The sequence below is a fragment of the Mycobacterium sp. RTGN4 genome, from assembly GCF_033804635.1.
In the GTDB taxonomy this organism is placed as follows: domain Bacteria; phylum Actinomycetota; class Actinomycetes; order Mycobacteriales; family Mycobacteriaceae; genus Mycobacterium.
The window spans coordinates 638571-657301 of record NZ_JAPZLB010000001.1; the positions used below are offsets into that span (position 1 = coordinate 638571).

The following is an 18731-nucleotide window of genomic DNA, read 5'->3' on the forward strand; positions in this document are numbered from 1 at the left end:
ATGTGCCATGCCAGCTACGACGATCGCCCCCCGCCTGCTCGACGTCATCGCGGGTGACATCCTGCCGATGACGGCTCGCGGCGTCGCCGAGGGCAACAAGGTGTTCGGTGCGGCACTGCTGCGCAAGGACGACCTGTCGCTTGTCATCGCAGGCACCAACGACGAAACCGACAACCCACTGCTCCACGGCGAGATCAACACGCTCAACCAGTTCTACGAGCTGCACGATCGGCCGTCGACCAAGGAGTTGGTGTTTCTGACCACCCACGAGCCATGCACGCTGTGCATGTCGGCCATCACCTGGGCCGGGTTCGACAACTACTACTACTTCTACAGCCACGAAGACTCGCGGGACGCCTTCGCCATCCCGCATGACCTCAAGATCCTGAAGGAACTGTTCGGGCTGGAACCCGGCGGCTACCGACGCACCAACGAGTTCTGGACGGCGTACTCGATATCCGACCTGGTCGACTCGGAAGCAGAACCGCTGCGCACGCGGCTACGCGAGCAGACCGAAGGCATCAAGGCGACGTATGCCGCACTGTCCGATCAGTATCAGGAGACCAAGGGCGACAACGACATTCCGCTGAACTGAGCTCTGCGGCCTCCGTTCGAAAAGCGACTACTTCTGGGCGACGGTCTCTTTGAAGACGCCGTTGCCCTGGTTGAGCCAGCTGATGGAACCGTGCTCGAATTCGCTGATCCAGCCCCCGCCTTGGACATCGGGACCGCCAGCGGTCTGTGATTCATCGCTCGTCGGGAAGCCCAGCGTTCCGGCCGGCCCGCCGTGCGCGGCGTACACCTTCAAGATTTCGCCCTGAACCAGGTACGCAGCAGTCGACGGCGAGGAATAGATGGTGCCGTTGGCGAATGCCTGGGCCGTGCCGTTGCCCACCTTCTCGGCCTGACCGGTTGGCAGCCCGAGTGTCCCCTCGCCGCCGAGTTGCTGGTACTTCGCCGCAGTCGCTCCGTCGAGTGCCACCTCGCCGACGCCGGGCACGTTGATGGTGGTGGGTGCGCCTGCCAAGACCGATGACGCCGCACTGGACGCCGCGCTGGATGCTGCACTCGCGCCGCTGGTCGCCTGGCCTGCGACGGACGATGCGATGCTGCTAGCGCTCGACGCGGCGTCGTTGCCCGCTTCCTTGGCCTGGGAGCAACTGACGGCGAAGGCGGCCGCGAGCGCGAGGGTCGCAGCGGCAGCCGAGGTCCGAGTCATCAATTTGGTGTTCATATTGAATTCCTTTCAATGAAGAACGCGTTCTCGGAACCTAACAAAATCGGTAGCACTGCAGAGTGAATTTTCGGACTTCGGCCAAATCGATGCGCACTATCTGGTGAATTAGTGGCAAGTTCCTGTCAATGACGAACTCGCCCATCGCGCCGGGCAGATTGGCGGTACGGCCCCTCAACCTGGGCATTTCTCGTCCGGAGGCCGACGAAGTCCGTTCTACGACCGAGTTCGCCGACGATCTCGGACGATCCGGAAAGCCGTCGCCCTCCCACTTAATCAAGCCGCTTGGCGGCATCGATCATTTCGTTCGCAAAGCGCACAAATAACGCCGATGGCCACATTGACGCATTCGACTATTTGCAACTGCCGGTACCCGATCACGCAAAGCTTCAAACATGACTTGTCGCCGCAAGGCCGAGGGCGACAACGACATCACTCTGCGACGATCTGATCAGGATGCCCATGCTGGACTCGGTCTCCGCCCGCCCGCTTCGACTCGTACATCGCCGCGTCCGCTACATGGATGAGCCGGTCGACGAACTCCGGATGCTCGACCGAGGTGCCGGGTTCGACGATCACGCTGCACGTGCCGAGGCTCGCGGTGATCTGAAATGGCGTTGCGGCGATCCCCGCTCGGATGCGTTCGACGGTCCTGGCATGGTCGGCCGCGGGCTCGCTGTCGGCGATCACGAACTCCTCGCCGCCGAGTCGGCCGATGACGGCAACACCACTGCAGTGCTCCCGGAGCACGGCGCCGATGTGGACCAGAGCCTCGTCACCGACGGCATGCCCGCGGGTGTCATTGAGCTTCTTGAATTGGTCGAGGTCGATCATCGTGACGTTCAGACGGACTCCCACCGAACCTTGCTGGGTCACCGCGATCTCGTGGACCGCGTTGTAGACGGAGCGCCGGTTGAGCAGGCCGGTGAGCGGATCGCGATCGGAGTTTCGCAGGTCGATGCGCAACGAATGCACCAACGAGTGGATTCCGAACGGCACCCCGACATTGAGCGCGACCACGGTGAGAATCGATGCGATGGTCACCGAGATGTCGCCGGTGTCGAGGATCAGCCGGCTTGCGGTAATCACCGCGCAGGTCATCGCCAACGCGCAGTTCCCGATAACGTGAGTGATCACGTGGAAGTAGGCGACGAACCCGCCGATCACCGCGAATATCGTGCATCCCATCAGGCCGGCATAGGGGCTCGACAACGCCAGGCAGGTCGCGGCGGTACACCCCGAACAAACGACGTTGTACACCAGGGATTGTCGGCGGGTCGGCCACCGGAACAACCACAGCAGCGAGGCGCTGAACCCACACACCCCGGCGGCGATCGCGATGCCCGTGGTCACAGAGTTGTCCGGCCCTAGCGGGCTGCCGAGCATCACCAGCGGCAACGCGCCGAGCATCGCCGTGAACACGAATGTGGCCAGCCGCCACTGCAACTGCAGCCCGCGGTCGTGCAGATAAACGCTGAACCAGTCGAACTGATCTGTCTGCCGCCACCAGCGCGTCACCGCGCTCCGCCGCTCACGAAACCCGCCGCAACGCCGCGCGCAGCGTCCCCGCCAAATCGCCACGCTTCCCCACCGTGACGTCCGTCAAGCCCAACCACGATGCCATCGTGCGCAATTCACGTGCCAACGCCTCGGCGACCCGGCTGGCGTCATGACCGGGCTCGGTGAACGCGCCCACCACGTTCAGCGCGTCGGACGTCCGCTCAGCCTTGAGGTCCACCCGGCCGACGAGCTGCCCGTCGAGCAGAAACGGCCATACGTAGTAACCGAATTGGCGTTTGGCTTGTGGCACATAGATTTCGATGCGGTAGTGGAAGTCGAACAACCGCTCGACGCGCGGCCGGAAGAAGATCAGCGGATCGAATGGGCACAGCAGCGCCGTCCCGCGATCACTGCGCGGCACCGACTGGCCTGCCCGCAGGTAGGCCGGCGCCTTCCACCGGTCGACCTCGACGGCTACGAGCTCACCTTCGGCAACCAGGTCCGCTATCGCCGGTTTGGCCTGTCTGGCGCCGAGCCGGAAGTAGTCGCGGATGTCGGTCTCGGTGGCCACCCCAAGCGCTGTGGCCGACCTCAGCACGAGTTCCCGCACGGCTTCGTCGTCATCGACCTCGCGTGCCACCACCTCGGGCGGCAGCACGCGTTCGGTGAGGTCGTAGTGCCGCGCGAACCCGACCCGCGTCGCCGTCGTGAGCACGCCAGACGCCCACAGCGCTTCGGCCACCCATTTGGTGTCGCTGCGATCCCACCACGGGCCCTTGCGGCCACGCGGCTCGGACTCGAGATGCGCTTCGATCTGCCCGGCCGTAGCCGGCCCGAGTTCGGCGACCGCGGCGACGACGTCCTCGGCCAGCTTGGCGTTCTTGCGCACGATCTCGGTGCCCCACCGGCCGTGGGTGTACTCCCGCATGCGCCACCGCATCAACGGCCAATCGTCGACCGCCATCAGCGCGGCCTCGTGCGCCCAGTACTCGACGAGCAGCCGAGGGGACCTGGCGGAGTGACTCCACGCGGCGCGATCGAGCACGTCCCGGTCGTATGGGCCCAATCTGCTGAACACCGGCGCATAGTGGGCCCGCACGGCGACCGACACCGAGTCGAGTTGCAGCACCTGAATCCGCGAGACGAGCCGCCGCAGCTGCGTCCGCGAAACGGCCCCGGTGGGCTTTGCCTCCGCGAAGCCTTGGGCGGCGACGGCAACCCGGCGCGCCTGATCCAATCTCAGCTTCATGACCGCTGATAGCTCGAGAACCGGTACCGCAGCCCGGACGCGCTGGTCAGCCAATCACCTTCGGTGCCGACCCAATGCTGATCGAGTACTGGCGCCAACGCGTCGTCGTCCTCCCGCGGCAGATCCACGTCGACTTCGGTGACCTCGCAGCGGTTGGCCAGCGGTAGGGCGAGCGCGTAGATCTGCGCGCCGCCGATGACCCACGTCTGTCCATCGGCCAGGGCTTCATCGAGGCTGCCCACTACCGTCGCTCCGTCTGCCACGTAGTCAGCCTGCCGTGTCACTACGACATTTCTGCGACCCGGAAGCGGCCGCACCTTCGCGGGCAGCGAGTCCCAGGTCAATCTGCCCATGACGACGGTGTGACCCATCGTGAGCTCCTTGAACCGGGCCTGGTCCTCGGGTAGCCGCCACGGGATGCCGTTGGCGCGGCCGATGACACCGGAGGTCGACTGGGCCCAGATGAGACCAGTCGTCATACCGCGACGGGGGCTTTGATTCCGGGATGCGGGTCGTAGTTGACGATCGCGACGTCGTCGTAGGTGTAGTCGAAGATCGAATCCCGTGGCGCGAGTACCAGTTCCGGGTAGGGCCGGGGGTCTCGGCTCAGCTGGAGCGCCACCTGCTCGACGTGGTTGTCGTAGATGTGGCAGTCCCCGCCGGTCCAGACGAACTCGCCGACGTCGAGGCCGGCCTGCGCGGCCATCATGTGCGTCAGCAGCGCGTAGCTCGCGATGTTGAACGGCACGCCGAGGAACAGGTCGGCGCTGCGCTGGTACAGCTGACACGACAGCTTGCCGTCGGCGACGTAGAACTGGAAGAACGCGTGACACGGCGGCAGCGCCATCTGGGGGATTTCGCCGACGTTCCACGCCGAGACGATGTTGCGCCGGGAGTCCGGGTCGCGCTTGAGCAGTTCGAGCGAGGCGCTGATCTGGTCGACGTGCTCGCCCGACGGCGTCGGCCAGGAGCGCCACTGCACCCCGTAAATCGGCCCGAGTTCGCCTGTCTCACTTGCCCATTCATCCCAGATGGTGACGCCGTGCTCGTGCAGCCAGGCCACGTTGGAGTCGCCGCGCAGAAACCACAGCAGTTCGTAGATGACGGACTTGAGGTGCACCTTCTTCGTGGTGATCAGCGGAAAGCCTGCCGAAAGGTCGTAACGCAGCTGGTGTCCGAACAGACTCCGCGTGCCGGTGCCGGTGCGGTCAGACTTCGGCGTGCCTCGCTCGGTCACCAACCGCAGCAGATCCTCATAGGGCGTGGCGATGGGCACGCGGTCAGTTTACGTCGAGCGGTCTGGAGTAGAACGGATGCCATGCCGACGATCACCGACACCATCACCACAGCCGACGGAACGTGTCCGATCACGCTCGCCCTTCCCGAAGGAGTTGGGCCTTGGCCCGCGGTCGTGATGTACCCGGATGCCGGTGGAGCGCGCCAAACCTTCACCGACATGGCCCAGCAGTTGGCCGACTTCGGCTACGCCGTGTTGGTGCCCGACGTGTACTACCGCGACGGCGACTGGGCACCGTTCGACATGACGACGGTGTTCACCGACCAGGGCGAGCGCAACCGGCTGTTCGGGATGATCTCCAAGGTGACCCCGGACATCATGGCCCGCGACGCGACGGCCTTCTTCGACTACCTGGAGTCGCGCCCCGAGGTCAGCGGTAGCTCATTCGGCACCACCGGCTACTGCATGGGTGGCCGGACCTCGGTGCTGGTCGCCGGTCGCGTGCCCGCACGGGTGGCTGCTGCGATGTCCTTCCACGGCGGAGGGCTCGTGACGGACGACGCCAGCAGTCCCCACCTGCTTGCCGACCACATTCAGGCCACGGTCTACGTGGGCGCAGCGACAGACGATGCGTCGTTCACCACCGAACACGGTGAGACGCTCGACAAGGCCCTGACCACCGCAGGCGTCGACCACACCATCGAGTTCTACTCCGCCGCACACGGTTTCGCAGTACCCGACAACGAGCCCTACGACCCGGCCGCGGCGCAGCGTCACTGGGACGCCATGGAGCGGGTGTTCGGCGTCAAGCTCGGCTGACGACGCTGTTTTGCCTCGCCGCACCCTCGTAGGCGACCATGAACGCGTGTACGACCAGGACAGCAGCGGCAGCTCCGAGCTCAGTGACGATCCGCAGGACGCGGGCACCCGCATCGACCCGGTACTTGCCAGAAGCTGGCTGCTCGTCAACGGCGCACAGCCCGATCGGTTCGCGCCCGCGGCCCACTCCCGCGCCGACATCGTCGTGCTCGACATCGAGGACGCGGTCGCGCCGAAGGACAAGGCCGCAGCGCGTGACAACGTCTGCCGGTGGCTGACCTCTGGTAACGACGACTGGGTGCGCGTCAACGGCTTCGGCACCCGTTGGTGGGCCGACGACCTCGACATGCTGGCCGACACCTCCGTCGGCGGCGTCATGCTCGCCATGGTCGAATCCGTCGACCACGTCATCGAAACCGCCAAGCGGCTGCCCAACGTACCGATCGTCGCCCTCGTCGAAACGGCCCGAGGACTCGAGCGCATCACCGAGATCGCCGCGACCAAGGGCACCTTCCGACTGGCGTTCGGCATCGGCGACTTCCGCCGTGACACTGGTTTCGGAGACAACCCGGCCACCTTGGCCTACGCACGGTCGCGCTTCACGATCGCAGCCAAGGCCGCCCACCTGCCGAGTGCGATCGACGGCCCGACCATCGGCTCGAGCGCGCTGAAGCTCATCGAAGCCAGCGCCGTCTCCGTCGAATTCGGCATGACCGGCAAGATCTGTCTTTCACCCGATCAATGCCCCGCCGTAAACGAAGGGCTGTCCCCCTCACAGGACGAAATCACTTGGGCAGGAGAGTTCTTCGCCGAGTTTGAACGCGACGGGGGTGAGATCCGCAATGGCTCAGACCTGCCACGCATTGCCCGCGCTACCAAGATCCTCGATCTCGCAAAGGCCTATGGCATCCACTCGTCAGAGTTCGGCGACGACCCGGATCACGTGCCTGCCCCGTCGGACACCTACCACTACTGACTCCGCGCTTCGTGGTGGCGCCCGAGTGACCTCAGCGCGCGCAGAATTCCCCGGCTCGCGTATACCGCCGCAGCGATCGACACGACGATCATCACGATGAACATGACCAGCCAGTTGCTGCGACTGTGGCTGACGTTCCACCACACGATCGTGAAGAGCACGGCGCAGATGAACACGACGATATCGCGCCAGTTGCCCCGGTAGGACTGGGCAACCTCCAGCAGGGACCGGTTCTTGTCGACGGCCGCGATCAGGTCGTCGACGCGGATGTCGATGACGCGCTGCAGTTCGGCGCGCCGCTCCACCTGGTCGGCAGGAAGCCGTTCGAGTAGGTCCATGTCCTGCTTGATCAGGCCGCGGACGTCGGGTCCGCGCAGATTGCCCGCCGCGATGCCGAGCAGCGCACCGCCCGCGATCGGTGCACCGGCCATGGCGATTTCGGCGATTCCAGGCATATTCGACTCCTATGTCAGGCCATGAGCGTAACGGTGTCTGCGCCGCCTACTGCGCCCAATCGGCGACACGTGGCCAGGTCGCTTCGTTCCCGGGATCCGCTGCCCAGCCAACGCGGGACAGCACGTCCTTGAGCCCGGTGGGCGGCTCCGGGGGCGTGCCCGCATAGTGCGGGCGGCCGAAACCACGGTCGAAAACGACCAGCATGCCGGGCTGAACCTGCACGGCCGCGTGATCACCGGCACCGTCCAGATCGTCGTCGAAGAGGCCGTCCTTGCCGCCGATCTTCATGGGCGTTGCGGTCTGCTCCCGAAAGTGTCCGTAGTAACCATCGGCGGGCCAGATGTGCACTTCCATACTCTCGGCCACCTGCGCGCAGTCGCCCGCGCCGCCGTTGACCGCTAGTCCACACGGAGCGAACGTCAGCGTCGTTCCGTAGTCGAGGTCGTCGTCATCCAGCGGAGAGGTATCGACGTTGAGCTCTGCCAACGGCATGAACGCGGGCACATTCGGCATGCTCAACGGAAGCCGAATCGGGGTTCGCTCGGTGGGGTGAAGGGCGCGTGCGAGTTCGACCATGCGATCGAGTTCGGTTGTCGCACTGGTCGCGCCCCGCACGGTCGCCCACGCGTGCTCGGCGTACGGCCAGGCCAGCGTCGCCGCGTGATTTGCCGCGTCTTGGACCAAGAAGCCATCGGCGTCGGCGTTCACCGAGACCGGCCGGCCCGCCCGCGCTTCCGTCGGGTCGAACTTTCCCGGGGCGTAGGCCGTCAGGTCGACCGTCCACGGGGCGCACCCGTTGCACCCGAACCTGGTCTCGCCCTCATCGGTCGGCCGCATGCTGAACTGTTGGAAGTCGCTAGTGATCCGACGATTGAGTTCCTGCCAGCCCTGCGGTTGGTTTTGCACCAGCCCCATCCACTGCGGGTCGAACTGGACGGCAGTGACCGGCGCTGCGGGGGCGGCGGACGAAGTCGTTTCCGCCGGCTGGGAATTCGGCTGCTGCGCACTGCATCCCACCGCGAGCGTGACAACCGCACCGAATATCGCGGCGGTGACGGCCAGCCGGCGGCGCATAGGGCGTTTCATGACAGCAAGCTAACGGACGCCGCTCAACGAATCCTCAAATCCGCGCGTCACGTCATTCCATCAACTGCGCCGCCACCGTCGCGCCGAGGTTCCAGCACGATTCGAGGTCGTCCTTGGTCGGCTTGCCCGACACGACGACGTACTCGGCGGCCTTCACCCAACCCAGTCCGGTCGTGATGGCAGTGATGCCCCGCTCAGCGCCTTCGGACCCCTCGTTGCCGTGGAGAAATAGGCCGAAGGGCCGCCCACGCGTCGTATCCAGGCATGGGTAGTAGCAGACGTCGAACGCATGCTTGAGCGCGCCGCTCATGTAGCCGAGGTTCGCTGGAGTGCCAAGCAGATAGCCGTCGGCCTCCAGCATCTCGACCGGCGACACTGTGAGGGCCGCTCGGCGGACCACCTCGACGCCTTCGATGTCGGGGTCGGTGGCACCGGCCAGCACCGCCTCGAACATCTCCTGCGTGTGGGGTGACGGGGTGTGGTGGACGACCAACAGGGTCTTGCTCATGCCGAACGGCTCCGCTCTTCCAGCTGCACGGCGGTCTTCATCGTCTCCCTGGCCCGGCTGCGATCCCCTGCGTAGTCATAGGCCCGCGCCAGCCGATACCACCGGCGCCAGTCGTCGGGGTCGTCGTCGAGTTCGGCCTTCACCGTGTGGAACAACGCATCGGCGGCATCGCGTTGGATGCGGCCCGACGGCATCCGCGGGAGTGCACTGACGTCGAGTTCCATGCCTTGCTCCCGGGCCTCGCGCCCGAGCCGCTGATGGGTGAAACCTGCACGCAGCGTGGCGATCATCGCCCAGAGTCCGACGATCGGAAGCAGCAACACCGCGATGCCAAGCCCGATTGCCGCAGGCCTGCCAGACGTCACCAGGATGAGCGCCGCGCGACCGAGTAGGACGAAGTAGCCGACGAGCGCGAGGCACATCAAGCCGATGAGCACCTGGATGCGCAGCGCTCGTGAGCCCTCGTCCTTGTTCAGCGCCATCGGTTCCTCGGGCGAACGCTCGTCACAATCCCATGAGGGGTTCGATCCCGATCGTCAGGCCGGGATGCTCGGCGACCTTGCGCACGCCGAGTAGCACGCCTGGCACGAACGACGTCCGGTCCAGGCTGTCGTGGCGGATGGTCAACGTCTCCCCTTGGGTGCCGAACAGGATCTCCTGATGTGCGACGAGCCCCGCCAGCCGGATCGAGTGCACCGGAATTCCGTCGACGTCGGCGCCACGCGCACCTTCGAGACCCGTGCTGGTGGCATCGGGGTTGGGCGGCAACCCCTTTCGCGCCTCGGCGATCAGCTTCGCGGTGCGGACCGCGGTGCCCGACGGCGCATCGGCCTTGAACGGGTGGTGCAATTCGATCACTTCCACCGACTCGAAGAAGCGCGCGGCTTGCTTCGCGAACTGCATGGACAGGACGGCGCCGATCGCGAAGTTCGGCGCGATGAGCACCGCGACGTCGGGCTTGTCGGCCAGCCAGGCCTGCACCTGCGCGATGCGGTCGTCGGTGAACCCCGTGGTGCCCACCACCGCGTTGATGCCGTTGTCGATGAGGAATTTCAGGTTGTCCATCACGACACTGGGGTGGGTGAAGTCGACGACGACCTGGGTGTCGCTGTCAGTCAGCGCGCTCAGCGGGTCGCCCTCGTCGACCCCGGCGGAAAACGTCAGGTCGTCCGCGGCCTCGATGGCGTCGACGATCGTCGCGCCGACCTTGCCCTTTGCGCCAAGCACTCCCACTCGCATGGTTGGCAGCTTACTTGCCTGCTCGCCCACGATCGGTCACTGAGGAAGGGCTGCCCTGGCCTTGAGCGCCAGCCACAGCTCCATTCGATCGTCGCCGTCGTCGAGTCGCCGCCCGGTCAACGCGGCGATCCGGTCGATGCGGTTCCGAACGGTGTTGCGGTGCAGGGACAGTCGATGCGCGGCCGGATCCCACGCCCCGTTGGCTCGCAGCCACTGATCCAGCGTACGAAGCAGTTCCAATCGGTCTCTGGGTTCGAGTTGATCCAGCGGCGCCAGTACTGCGTCGGCGAACCCGCGAACCACCTCGGGAGTGCCCAGGGACAGCAGCAGCGAGACGGTCTCCCCCTCGCTTGCCGTCACGATCCGACCGAGGTGTTCGCTGATCGGGAGCAGCGATCGGGCCTGCATCGCCGAGACGGCCAGCGCCTCCGGGGCGGTCGGAGCGCCGATGCCCGTCGGGAGTCCTGCGGCATGCGTCCGCAGTGCATCGGTCAGTTCCGTCAGATCGGAATGCGCAAGCTCCACCGTTGCGCCCTGCACCCGAAGGAGTGCCCCATCGAGCCCCAGGTGCAGGCGGAAGGCCAGTAGGTCCACGTCGTCGGACGCCACCACGGCGACCTGATAGTGCTCACCGGTCAACCCGACGCTAGCCGCAAGATGTTGTGCGCGTTCGCGTTTGATTTCGGGACGCAGCAACTGGGCGAAGACCTGGCCACGGCGCCTGCGCTCGGGCTGATCGGCCAGATTGCGCCTTTCGATGTCCAGTGCAACGAGAGAAACCAGCACGGTCGACGAATTGCGGGACGTCATGTCCATGTCGGCGCCGAGCACAACGTAGGCGAGCGGCACGTCAGCCCCCACCGTGTGCACCTCGAAGTCGCCCACTATCGACCAGCCACCACCAACACTCGGCGAATGGAACGGAGTTCGGCAGGCCCGCTCCACCACGTCAGCGTCGGTGCCCGGCGTCGCCGCCATCAGGCGTCCACGACTGTCGCAGACCACGCACGGCGTGGCGCTGGACTCCGACCACGCGGATAGGAGTGCGGGCAACGGAGCAGCGCTGGTGGCCACGGCCGTGAGTCGGCGGTTGATCTCCATCGCGGTCTGGAGATCCTTGCGCTCCTGGGCGGCGATGGTCGCGAACACCCACTTGGTGATGGCGATGAACGGCGTCTCGTCGGGCACCATCAGCAGCGGCACGGCGAGTTCCTCGGCAGCGATCCGCAGCGCTTCGGGGCATTCCTTGTACGGCAGGCCGTGCCCCAGCCCGAGGGCGATGCCGGCCACCCCGGCGGCCGCACACTCGGAGATGTACGCCCGGCATTCGGGCAGCCTCATCGGCAGCAACAGCCCCACGGTCATGAGCAGTTCGCCGCCGCGAAGCCAATCCCCTGGCGACGTCAGCTCCGATACGTGCGCGGAGGTGACCTGGTTGGAGAGGGCGCTATCACCCGCAGCGACCTGCAGATTCAGTGCCAGGTCGGCGACGACGTCGCCGATCGTGATCATCCTGCCCACCCGAGAATGTACATTTCGCCCAATATTAATAGACGATTTGAACAATTCGGCCATGGTGGCTGAGCACCTGAGCGGCGCATGGTGATACACAACACACCCATAGCCGCAGGAGCCCCATGACATCCACCACGCCCGTGGCCGCCGAAGGCCGTGCCGGTTCGATGATTGAGACCCGCTCGATCGATTACGTGCCCGACGACGAGCGCCACGGAAAGGTGTCCCACCAGGGGCCGTTCTGGTTCGTTGGCAACTTCCAGCCGTTCACCCTCGCGCTGGGCTTCGTTGGCCCCAGCCTCGGCTTGTCGCTGTGGTGGACCATCGTCGCCGGAATCGCGGGCATTGCGTTCGGCACGCTGTTCATGGCGTTCCACGCGACGCAGGGTCCAGTCCTGGGACTACCTCAGATGATTCAGTCCAGAGCGCAGTTCGGCTATCGCGGCGTGCTGTTGCCGTTGATCGGCACCTTGTTCACGTTCGTCGGATTCAACGTCGTCGACGTCGTCATCATCAAGTCCGGCCTCCAGTCGATCTTCGGCTGGAACCCCGTCGTGGTTGCAATCGTCATCACGGTCGTCGCCGCACTCGTCGCGATATTCGGACACGACCTGTTGCACAAGTCGTTTCGGGTGCTGTTCTGGATCTCGTTGCCGCTGTGGATCATCCTGACCTGCGGCGTGCTCTTCGGCGGCGTCACCGGGACCGCTGCGGCCCCTGGCGGTTTCACCGTCGTCGCGTTCCTGGTGCAGTTCAGCGTCGCCGCGTCGTACAACATCACCTACGCGCCCTATGTCTCCGACTACAGCCGGTACCTCCCACGTGACACCAAGCCGTCGGCCATCATCGCGTCGGTGTTTCTCGGTGCGTCCGCCTCGCCCGCGTGGTTGATCCCACTCGGCGCCTGGATGGCCACCTATCTCGGCGCCAGCGATGCGCTGGCCGGGATCGATCAAACTGGCAATGGCACCTTCCCGCACCTGGGCAGTGTGTTGGCCATCGTGTCGACGCTGGTGCTGGTCGCCACGATGGGCCTCAATGCCTACAGCGGAATGCTCACCGTCGTCACCGGACTCGATTCATTGAAGTCGGTCAATCCGACCCGCAATCTGCGGGTGGTGACCATCGTGGTGCTGGCGGTCGCGTGGCTGGTGATGAGCCTGCTGCTGTCGAACGCGACAACCGCACTCAACACGACGCTGCTGATCATGCTGTACCTGTTGGCGCCGTGGACCGCGGTCAACCTCACCGACTACTTCTTCGTCCGCCGCGGCCACTACGCGATCGCAGATCTGTTCACGCCCAAGGGAATCTACGGAGCCTGGTCGTGGCGCGGGCTGACCGCCTTCATCGCAGGCGTCCTGGCCGAGATCCCGTTCGTGGACCTGCCATTCTTCGTCGGGCCCGCAGCGGAGGCTCTTGGCGAGGTCGACATCGCATTCATGGTGGGACTCCTGGTGTCCGGCGTGGTCTACATCGCGTTGACCCGATCGCTGGACGTATCAAGGGAACTGGCGTTCATCGAGTCCAGCCCCTCGGTGTCCGATCCAGGCAGCGCCAAGGACATCGCCACAACCGTTACCGCCGAGGAGAATTGATGGGCCAAATCATCGGACCACCGGACGCCAGCAGGGTTCCGCGCTTCACCGAGCCCTCGACATTCGCCCGACTGCCCCGCATCGATCAGGTCGCGAGTCCCGACGTCTGCATCGTGGGCATTCCGTTCGACAGCGGCGTCTCCTACCGACCGGGCGCCCGGTTCGGACCCGGGCACGTCCGCGCCGCGTCGAAGCTGTTGCGGCCGTACAACCCGGCGCTCAACGTGGAGCCGTTCGCGACGCAACAGGTCGCCGACTGCGGAGACATCGCGGTGAACCCGTTCAACATCGAAGACGCGATAGCCACCATCGATTCGTCGATCACCGACATTCGCAAGGACGGGTCGACGGTCCTCACCATCGGCGGAGACCACACCATCGCACTGCCGATCCTGCGGTCACTTGCCCGCGACCACGGACCCATCGCCGTACTGCACTTCGACGCCCACCTCGACACGTGGGACACCTATTTCGGCGCACCGTACACCCACGGCACCCCGTTTCGCCGGGCCAGCGAAGAGGGCCTGATCGACATGGAGCGTTCACAACACGTCGGCATCCGCGGGCCGCTCTACAGCAAGCAGGACCTCGAGGACGACGCGGTGCTCGGCTTCCAGGTGATCCGCTCCGATGACTACGAATTCGACGGCGTCGCCAGCATCGTCGAGCGAATGCGCGCACGGCTCGATGGCGGCCCGGTGTACGTCTCGGTCGACATCGACGTGCTCGACCCGGCCCACGCTCCAGGAACCGGCACACCCGAGGCAGGCGGTCTGACGTCGCGTGAGCTGCTCAACACGCTGCGCGGGCTCGTCGGGCTCAACGTGGTCGGTGCCGACATCGTCGAGGTGTCACCCGCCTACGACCACGCGGAGCTCACCGGCATCGCGGCAGCGCACGTCGGCTATGAACTGCTGTCGGTTTTGGCGGCGAACCGCTGAACGTCTGATTCGGCCTCTGCAAGAGCGGCTTTCGCCGCTTCGAGCCCGCCGGCTGCAGCGTCGACCGCCGCTTCCGCGGCCGTGTAGTCGGTATCGGCGGAGCTCAGCACCCGCTCGGCTGCGTCCACGGACTCGAGCAGTTGTTCGTAGCGTCGGCGCGCGGTGGCGCGTGCAGCAGCCCGTTCGGAAAGCAACTCGGTTGCAGCGGCGTGTGTGTGCGCCGCAGTCTCGACGCCGACCCGGGCCGAGTCGAAGCGTTCCCTCGCGGCGGCCAGGTCAGCCTCGTCTTCAGCGGGTCGGCCCTCCTCGGCGGGGGTTACCTGCTTCTTGATCGAGGGTGTCGTCACCGCCGACGATTCGCCGAAATCACCGAAGCCCGACCAACGTTCGGCTTTCTCCAATCGCCCCAGTCGGGCCGCGACGTCTGGATCGGCAATCGCGGCCTGCAGCGTATCCGTCACGTCATTGCGCATGGCGGCCGTCGCGTCTCCGTACCCGGCAGCGGCAAGCCCAGCCCGAACCAACGTGTCGATCAACTTGCGCTGCACCGAAGTCAGTTCCCGGATGCGTGACCCATCCATCGCCGAATGTGCCGCGCGCAGCGCCCCGGTCAGCTCGCTCAGCCTCGGCCGCGCGGTCGCGTCGTGGCGTACCAACAGGTTGACCACCCAGGCCGCCGCAGTCGGTCGACGGGCGGTCCCGATCAGCTTGGCCGCGTCCGCGTCGCCGCGCTGCTTCGCCGCCGCCACCAGCTGCTTGCGTAGTTCCATGAACTCCTCGGGCGGGACGCCGTAGAGCCGCTCCAAGTCGTCTTGAGCGGCATCCTCGCCCGTCACAGCGGAGATGCCCCACGCAGATGCTCGAAGATCAATGACGTCTGCGTGCCTGCCACGTCGGCATCGGCGTTGAGGTTCTCCACCACGAACGAACGCAGGTCGTCGGTGTCGCGCGCAGCCACGTGAAGGATGAAGTCGTCGGCCCCGGCAAGGAAGTACACGTCCATCACCTGCGGCCGCGTGCGGATGTGCTCGATGAACGTTCCAATTCGGCCGCGCGCGTTCGATTGCAGACTGACCGAGATCATCGCTTGCAGCGACAGCCCGATGGCCGACGGGTCGATGTCGGCGTAGAAACCCCTGATCACCCCGAGCTCCTGGAGCCGTCGCACGCGGCCGTGACAGGTCGATGCGGCGATGCCCACCAGGTCGGCGAGGGCGCTGTTGGACATGCGGGCGTCCCCGTGGAGGGCAGTCAGAATGCGCCTGTCGACGTGGTCGAGGTCGGTGGGTCGAACATTCTTCGGCGGCGCCGCCTTGGTGGACACCAGTTCCGATGATTGCAATGACATGACACGATCATACCGAATTTTCCGCGTAGTATTTGCAACAAAGCCGAATCTTCTTCACACTTTACGGAGTCGCACCGTCACTTATAGGAGTAGAAATGCGCGTCGGAGTCCCCACCGAGATCAAGAACAACGAGTACCGCGTCGCCATCACGCCTGCGGGTGTCGCCGAGTTGACCCGCCGCGGTCACGAGGTGCTCATTCAGGCCGGCGCAGGTGACGGTTCGGCGATCTCCGACCGCGACTTCAAGGCCGCGGGCGCACAGGTCGTCGACACGGCCGACGAGGTCTGGGCCGAGGCCGACCTGCTGCTGAAGGTGAAGGAGCCCATCGAGGCCGAGTACGGCCGGATGCGCAAGGGCCAGACCCTCTTCACCTACCTCCACCTTGCCGCGTCCAAGCCGTGCACCGACGCCCTGATGGCGTCCGGCACCACTTCGATCGCCTACGAGACCGTGCAGACCGCCGGCCCGGATGGATCTGTCGCGCTTCCGCTCTTGGCCCCGATGAGTGAGGTTGCCGGTCGCCTTGCCGCGCAGGTCGGTGCCTACCACCTCATGCGCACTCACGGAGGCCGTGGAGTGCTCATGGGCGGTGTCCCCGGCGTCGCACCGGCCAAGGTCATCGTCATCGGCGGCGGGATGGCAGGCGACAACGCCGCCGCCGTCGCCATGGGCATGGGCGCGCACGTCACCGTCTTCGACCTCAACGTCAACATCTTGCGCAAGATCGACGCCGAATACGGCGGCAGCATCGAGACCCGCTACTCGGCGACACTCGAGCTCGAAGAAGCGGTCAAGCAGGCCGACCTGGTGATCGGCGCCGTGCTGGTTCCCGGCGCGAAGGCGCCCAAGCTCGTCACCAATGCGATGGTGTCGCACATGAAGTCGGGTGCGGTTCTGGTCGACATCGCGATCGACCAGGGCGGCTGCTTCGAGGACTCGCGACCGACCACTCACGACGACCCCACGTTCAACGTTCACGAGACCGTGTTCTACTGCGTGGCGAACATGCCAGGCGCGGTGCCGCGCACGTCGACCTTCGCGTTGACCAACGCCACCATGCCCTACGTGCTCAAGCTGGCCGACAAGGGTTGGCAGGCCGCGTGCGCGGCGGATCCCGCTCTGGCCAAGGGTCTTTCGACGCACGAAGGGGCACTGCTGTCCGAGCAGGTGGCCACCGACCTCGCGCTGCCGTTCACCGACCCGGCGACGGTGCTTGCCTGACCCTGGCTAGTCCGGGACGAGCGTGCCCCGGAGGGCGCTCCATGCCTTACCGGCGGCGATCGCCGCGTCGAACCCAGCGGACTCGACGGGAATGATGCGGGGGTGGGTCAGCCGAAAGCGCTTGCCACGGTGCAGGACTCCGGCCGAACCCGCAGCCTCGACGTTGCGAACCCAGTCCGAGTGGGTGCCGTAGTTCAACACGACGACGAATTCGCCGTCCTCCACGAAGGCCATGACGGGGGTTCGGTATCGCTTGCCGGAGCTGCGACCGCGGTGCTCGATGACGGCCATCTTGGGCAGCCGGGTGGCCCCCAGTCTCAGGACCGGATTGGTGACCCACTTGTGAAAGCGGGCCAGCCATCGCATCACCTGAGGACCGAGCCACGACGAGAGCTGCGCCGCGGCCGCAGCGACCCGGTAAGCGACTGCACTTTGCGCCATGTACGGCCCCGATCAGTGGATGGACTGCGCCGCGGGCCGCGCGCTACCCAATTGCGCTGGAAGCCGCGAGAATCCACGTAGGTTGACCAGTCCCCGTCGAGGTGGCGCTTCGGTCAGGCGCAGGTCGGGAAATGCCTCGAAGAGCGCTCGCAGCGCGGTGGCACCCTCGATGCGAGCCAGCGCAGCACCGAGGCAGGCGTGCACGCCCGAGGCGAAAGCCAGGTGATCGCGGGCATTGGGTCGGGCGATGTCGAAACTGGCCGGGTTCGTGAACACGCGCGGGTCGCGGTTGGCGCCACCGAGCAGCAGCGCCACCATGTCTCCCGCCGCCACCCGGTGGCCGGAGACATCGACGTCGCAGTTGGCGGTGCGTGCGGTCATCTGGACGGGGCTGTCGAACCGCAGGATCTCCTCGACGGCCGCGGGCCATAGCGCAGGGTCTTCGCGGAGCCGTGCGATCTGCTCGGGGTGCCGTAGCAACAGGACGATCCCGTTGCCAATCAGGTTGACGGTGGTCTCGAAGCCGGCGCCGATGATGAGCGCCGCATTCGCGGTGAGTTCCCGATCGGTGAGGTTGCCGTCAGCGGCCATGTTGCTGAAGGGATTTCCGCTCGGACCGGCGGCGCGGATGAGGCGGAAGTGCGCGAGGAGGTACTCGTCGAGGTCCCGCAATCCGTCGATGGCACCTCGGTACGTCTTCCACCCGATCCCGATGTCCAACAGCGGGGCACCGCTGTGGCCCCAGGCCAGCATGCTGGGGTGCATGTCGGCGGGCAAGTCGAGCAACTCGCCGATGATCGCGATCGGGAGCTTCGCCGCGAAGTCGGCGATCAGATCGGGGCTCGGCGTGCGCGCCAGCCTGTCGATCAGCGCGTTGGTCACCTCGGTGACGCGGGTACCAAGCGTGTCGGTGGCACGTGGCGTGAAGCTTTGAGCCACCAACTGTCGGTAGCGGGTGTGATCGGGTGGATTCACGACCACCATCGCGGGCGGCTCGACGGGATTGGCCACCCCGGGATCAGTCCTAGAGATTATCGACCGCAGCGGTCGCGGCAACTCGATGTCCGATGGCGCAGTGACACCGAAGCGCTTGTCTCGCAGCAGCTCTCGGGAGATGCCATGGTCGACGGTGGCCCACGCGAAAGGGGTCCGCACCATGGGCCCTTGGGCCCTGAGCTCCTCCATCAGTGGATACGGGTCCTGCCCGCGCCCGTGATTGGCGATTACCCGGGCCAAGGGTTCTCCGCGCCGCGCCTGCATCGCCATGAAAGCACGCGGCACGCCGTGCATCGCCACCCACCGCGACCAAAGTCCGAGGCTCATATCCATCCCTCCTAGAAGGACAACCGCTACCATGGGAC

The 18731-nt window shown here is 65.8% G+C and carries 21 protein-coding genes; 6 read left to right on the forward strand and 15 right to left on the reverse strand.

Features of this window, described 5'->3' with window-relative positions; translation table 11 throughout:
• The first annotated feature begins 7 nt into the window (after positions 1-7).
• Complete coding sequence (locus SLQ30_RS03115) at positions 8-595, forward strand: nucleoside deaminase (protein ID WP_319445358.1); 588 nt, start codon at positions 8-10, stop codon at positions 593-595.
• A 27-nt stretch (positions 596-622) separates the two neighbouring features.
• Here the strand turns inward: SLQ30_RS03115 and SLQ30_RS03120 are convergent, their stop codons facing one another.
• The 5 genes from SLQ30_RS03120 to SLQ30_RS03140 all read right to left on the reverse strand — a co-directional run bounded on the left by SLQ30_RS03120 (position 623) and on the right by SLQ30_RS03140 (position 5259).
• Positions 623-1234, reverse strand: a complete 612-nt coding sequence (locus SLQ30_RS03120; RefSeq protein WP_319445359.1) for a hypothetical protein — start codon at positions 1232-1234, stop codon at positions 623-625.
• 432 nt (positions 1235-1666) lie between these two features.
• On the reverse strand, positions 1667-2752 hold the full coding sequence (locus SLQ30_RS03125; RefSeq protein WP_319445360.1) for a GGDEF domain-containing protein: 1086 nt from the start codon (positions 2750-2752) through the stop codon (positions 1667-1669).
• A gap of 13 nt (positions 2753-2765) precedes the next feature.
• Positions 2766-3983: a winged helix-turn-helix domain-containing protein gene (locus SLQ30_RS03130; protein WP_319445361.1), complete on the reverse strand. Its 1218-nt coding sequence runs from the start codon at positions 3981-3983 to the stop codon at positions 2766-2768.
• Entirely contained in the window at positions 3980-4462 is a 483-nt protein-coding gene (locus SLQ30_RS03135) for a dihydrofolate reductase (RefSeq protein WP_319445362.1), read from the reverse strand. The genes SLQ30_RS03130 and SLQ30_RS03135 overlap by 4 nt, the downstream gene beginning before the upstream one ends.
• Positions 4459-5259: a thymidylate synthase gene (locus SLQ30_RS03140; RefSeq protein WP_319445363.1), complete on the reverse strand. Its 801-nt coding sequence runs from the start codon at positions 5257-5259 to the stop codon at positions 4459-4461. Before SLQ30_RS03140 ends, SLQ30_RS03135 begins: the two co-directional genes overlap by 4 nt.
• Positions 5260-5301: 42 nt before the next feature.
• Here SLQ30_RS03140 and SLQ30_RS03145 point away from each other — a divergent pair, with 42 nt between their 5' ends.
• Both SLQ30_RS03145 and SLQ30_RS03150 read left to right on the forward strand, forming a co-directional pair.
• Entirely contained in the window at positions 5302-6039 is a 738-nt protein-coding gene (locus tag SLQ30_RS03145; protein WP_319445364.1) for a dienelactone hydrolase family protein, read from the forward strand.
• Between the two features lie 46 nt (positions 6040-6085).
• Positions 6086-7015, forward strand: coding sequence for a CoA ester lyase (locus tag SLQ30_RS03150; protein WP_319445365.1), 930 nt, complete (start codon positions 6086-6088; stop codon positions 7013-7015).
• Here SLQ30_RS03150 and SLQ30_RS03155 read toward each other — a convergent pair.
• From SLQ30_RS03155 to SLQ30_RS03180, 6 genes are read right to left on the reverse strand one after another with little or no spacing between them, the layout of a single operon-like run.
• Positions 7009-7470 carry a hypothetical protein gene (locus tag SLQ30_RS03155; RefSeq protein WP_319445366.1) on the reverse strand — a complete coding sequence of 154 codons (462 nt, stop codon included), beginning with the start codon at positions 7468-7470 and terminating at the stop codon, positions 7009-7011. The two genes, SLQ30_RS03150 and SLQ30_RS03155, sit on opposite strands and share 7 nt — an antisense overlap.
• A gap of 46 nt (positions 7471-7516) precedes the next feature.
• Positions 7517-8557, reverse strand: coding sequence for a hypothetical protein (locus tag SLQ30_RS03160; RefSeq protein WP_319445367.1), 1041 nt, complete (start codon positions 8555-8557; stop codon positions 7517-7519).
• Positions 8558-8609: 52 nt separating this feature from the next.
• Positions 8610-9065, reverse strand: a complete 456-nt coding sequence (locus SLQ30_RS03165; protein WP_319445368.1) for a flavodoxin family protein — start codon at positions 9063-9065, stop codon at positions 8610-8612.
• The gene (locus tag SLQ30_RS03170; protein WP_319445369.1) at positions 9062-9547 is read right to left on the reverse strand and encodes a hypothetical protein; all 486 of its coding nucleotides are present in this window, start codon (positions 9545-9547) and stop codon (positions 9062-9064) included. Before SLQ30_RS03170 ends, SLQ30_RS03165 begins: the two co-directional genes overlap by 4 nt.
• A gap of 22 nt (positions 9548-9569) precedes the next feature.
• Positions 9570-10304 (reverse strand): 4-hydroxy-tetrahydrodipicolinate reductase, encoded by a 735-nt coding sequence (gene dapB, locus SLQ30_RS03175; protein WP_319445370.1) that lies wholly within the window; start codon positions 10302-10304, stop codon positions 9570-9572.
• A 36-nt stretch (positions 10305-10340) separates the two neighbouring features.
• Positions 10341-11816 carry a PucR family transcriptional regulator gene (locus SLQ30_RS03180; protein ID WP_319445371.1) on the reverse strand — a complete coding sequence of 492 codons (1476 nt, stop codon included), beginning with the start codon at positions 11814-11816 and terminating at the stop codon, positions 10341-10343.
• A gap of 125 nt (positions 11817-11941) precedes the next feature.
• Here SLQ30_RS03180 and SLQ30_RS03185 point away from each other — a divergent pair, with 125 nt between their 5' ends.
• Complete coding sequence (locus SLQ30_RS03185; protein WP_319445372.1) at positions 11942-13417, forward strand: purine-cytosine permease family protein; 1476 nt, start codon at positions 11942-11944, stop codon at positions 13415-13417.
• On the forward strand, positions 13417-14358 hold the full coding sequence (gene speB / locus SLQ30_RS03190) for an agmatinase (RefSeq protein ID WP_319445373.1): 942 nt from the start codon (positions 13417-13419) through the stop codon (positions 14356-14358). The genes SLQ30_RS03185 and speB overlap by 1 nt, the downstream gene beginning before the upstream one ends.
• Here speB and SLQ30_RS03195 read toward each other — a convergent pair.
• The gene (locus tag SLQ30_RS03195; protein ID WP_319445374.1) at positions 14322-15194 is read right to left on the reverse strand and encodes a hypothetical protein; all 873 of its coding nucleotides are present in this window, start codon (positions 15192-15194) and stop codon (positions 14322-14324) included. The two genes, speB and SLQ30_RS03195, sit on opposite strands and share 37 nt — an antisense overlap.
• On the reverse strand, positions 15191-15706 hold the full coding sequence (locus tag SLQ30_RS03200) for an Lrp/AsnC family transcriptional regulator (protein ID WP_319445375.1): 516 nt from the start codon (positions 15704-15706) through the stop codon (positions 15191-15193). The genes SLQ30_RS03195 and SLQ30_RS03200 overlap by 4 nt, the downstream gene beginning before the upstream one ends.
• Positions 15707-15801: 95 nt before the next feature.
• On the opposite strand from SLQ30_RS03200, the gene ald reads away from it, so the two are divergent.
• Complete coding sequence (gene ald / locus SLQ30_RS03205) at positions 15802-16929, forward strand: alanine dehydrogenase (protein WP_319445376.1); 1128 nt, start codon at positions 15802-15804, stop codon at positions 16927-16929.
• A gap of 6 nt (positions 16930-16935) precedes the next feature.
• Here the strand turns inward: ald and SLQ30_RS03210 are convergent, their stop codons facing one another.
• Both SLQ30_RS03210 and SLQ30_RS03215 read right to left on the reverse strand, forming a co-directional pair.
• Positions 16936-17370 (reverse strand): nitroreductase family deazaflavin-dependent oxidoreductase, encoded by a 435-nt coding sequence (locus SLQ30_RS03210; RefSeq protein ID WP_319445377.1) that lies wholly within the window; start codon positions 17368-17370, stop codon positions 16936-16938.
• 12 nt (positions 17371-17382) lie between these two features.
• Positions 17383-18693 (reverse strand): cytochrome P450, encoded by a 1311-nt coding sequence (locus SLQ30_RS03215; protein WP_319445378.1) that lies wholly within the window; start codon positions 18691-18693, stop codon positions 17383-17385.
• Positions 18694-18731: the final 38 nt, after the last annotated feature.

Bases quoted from the DNA above. Each gene is read 5' to 3' on its own strand.
- SLQ30_RS03115 (WP_319445358.1), top strand. From the start codon at position 8: ATGCCAGCTACGACGATCGCCCCCCGCCTGCTCGACGTCATCGCGGGT.
- SLQ30_RS03120 (WP_319445359.1), bottom strand. From the start codon at position 1,234: ATGAACACCAAATTGATGACTCGGACCTCGGCTGCCGCTGCGACCCTC.
- SLQ30_RS03130 (WP_319445361.1), bottom strand. From the start codon at position 3,983: ATGAAGCTGAGATTGGATCAGGCGCGCCGGGTTGCCGTCGCCGCCCAA.
- SLQ30_RS03135 (WP_319445362.1), bottom strand. From the start codon at position 4,462: ATGACGACTGGTCTCATCTGGGCCCAGTCGACCTCCGGTGTCATCGGC.
- SLQ30_RS03145 (WP_319445364.1), top strand. From the start codon at position 5,302: ATGCCGACGATCACCGACACCATCACCACAGCCGACGGAACGTGTCCG.
- SLQ30_RS03155 (WP_319445366.1), bottom strand. From the start codon at position 7,470: ATGCCTGGAATCGCCGAAATCGCCATGGCCGGTGCACCGATCGCGGGC.
- SLQ30_RS03160 (WP_319445367.1), bottom strand. From the start codon at position 8,557: ATGAAACGCCCTATGCGCCGCCGGCTGGCCGTCACCGCCGCGATATTC.
- SLQ30_RS03165 (WP_319445368.1), bottom strand. From the start codon at position 9,065: ATGAGCAAGACCCTGTTGGTCGTCCACCACACCCCGTCACCCCACACG.
- SLQ30_RS03170 (WP_319445369.1), bottom strand. From the start codon at position 9,547: ATGGCGCTGAACAAGGACGAGGGCTCACGAGCGCTGCGCATCCAGGTG.
- dapB (WP_319445370.1), bottom strand. From the start codon at position 10,304: ATGCGAGTGGGAGTGCTTGGCGCAAAGGGCAAGGTCGGCGCGACGATC.
- SLQ30_RS03180 (WP_319445371.1), bottom strand. From the start codon at position 11,816: ATGATCACGATCGGCGACGTCGTCGCCGACCTGGCACTGAATCTGCAG.
- SLQ30_RS03185 (WP_319445372.1), top strand. From the start codon at position 11,942: ATGACATCCACCACGCCCGTGGCCGCCGAAGGCCGTGCCGGTTCGATG.
- speB (WP_319445373.1), top strand. From the start codon at position 13,417: ATGGGCCAAATCATCGGACCACCGGACGCCAGCAGGGTTCCGCGCTTC.
- SLQ30_RS03200 (WP_319445375.1), bottom strand. From the start codon at position 15,706: ATGTCATTGCAATCATCGGAACTGGTGTCCACCAAGGCGGCGCCGCCG.
- ald (WP_319445376.1), top strand. From the start codon at position 15,802: ATGCGCGTCGGAGTCCCCACCGAGATCAAGAACAACGAGTACCGCGTC.
- SLQ30_RS03210 (WP_319445377.1), bottom strand. From the start codon at position 17,370: ATGGCGCAAAGTGCAGTCGCTTACCGGGTCGCTGCGGCCGCGGCGCAG.
- SLQ30_RS03215 (WP_319445378.1), bottom strand. From the start codon at position 18,693: ATGAGCCTCGGACTTTGGTCGCGGTGGGTGGCGATGCACGGCGTGCCG.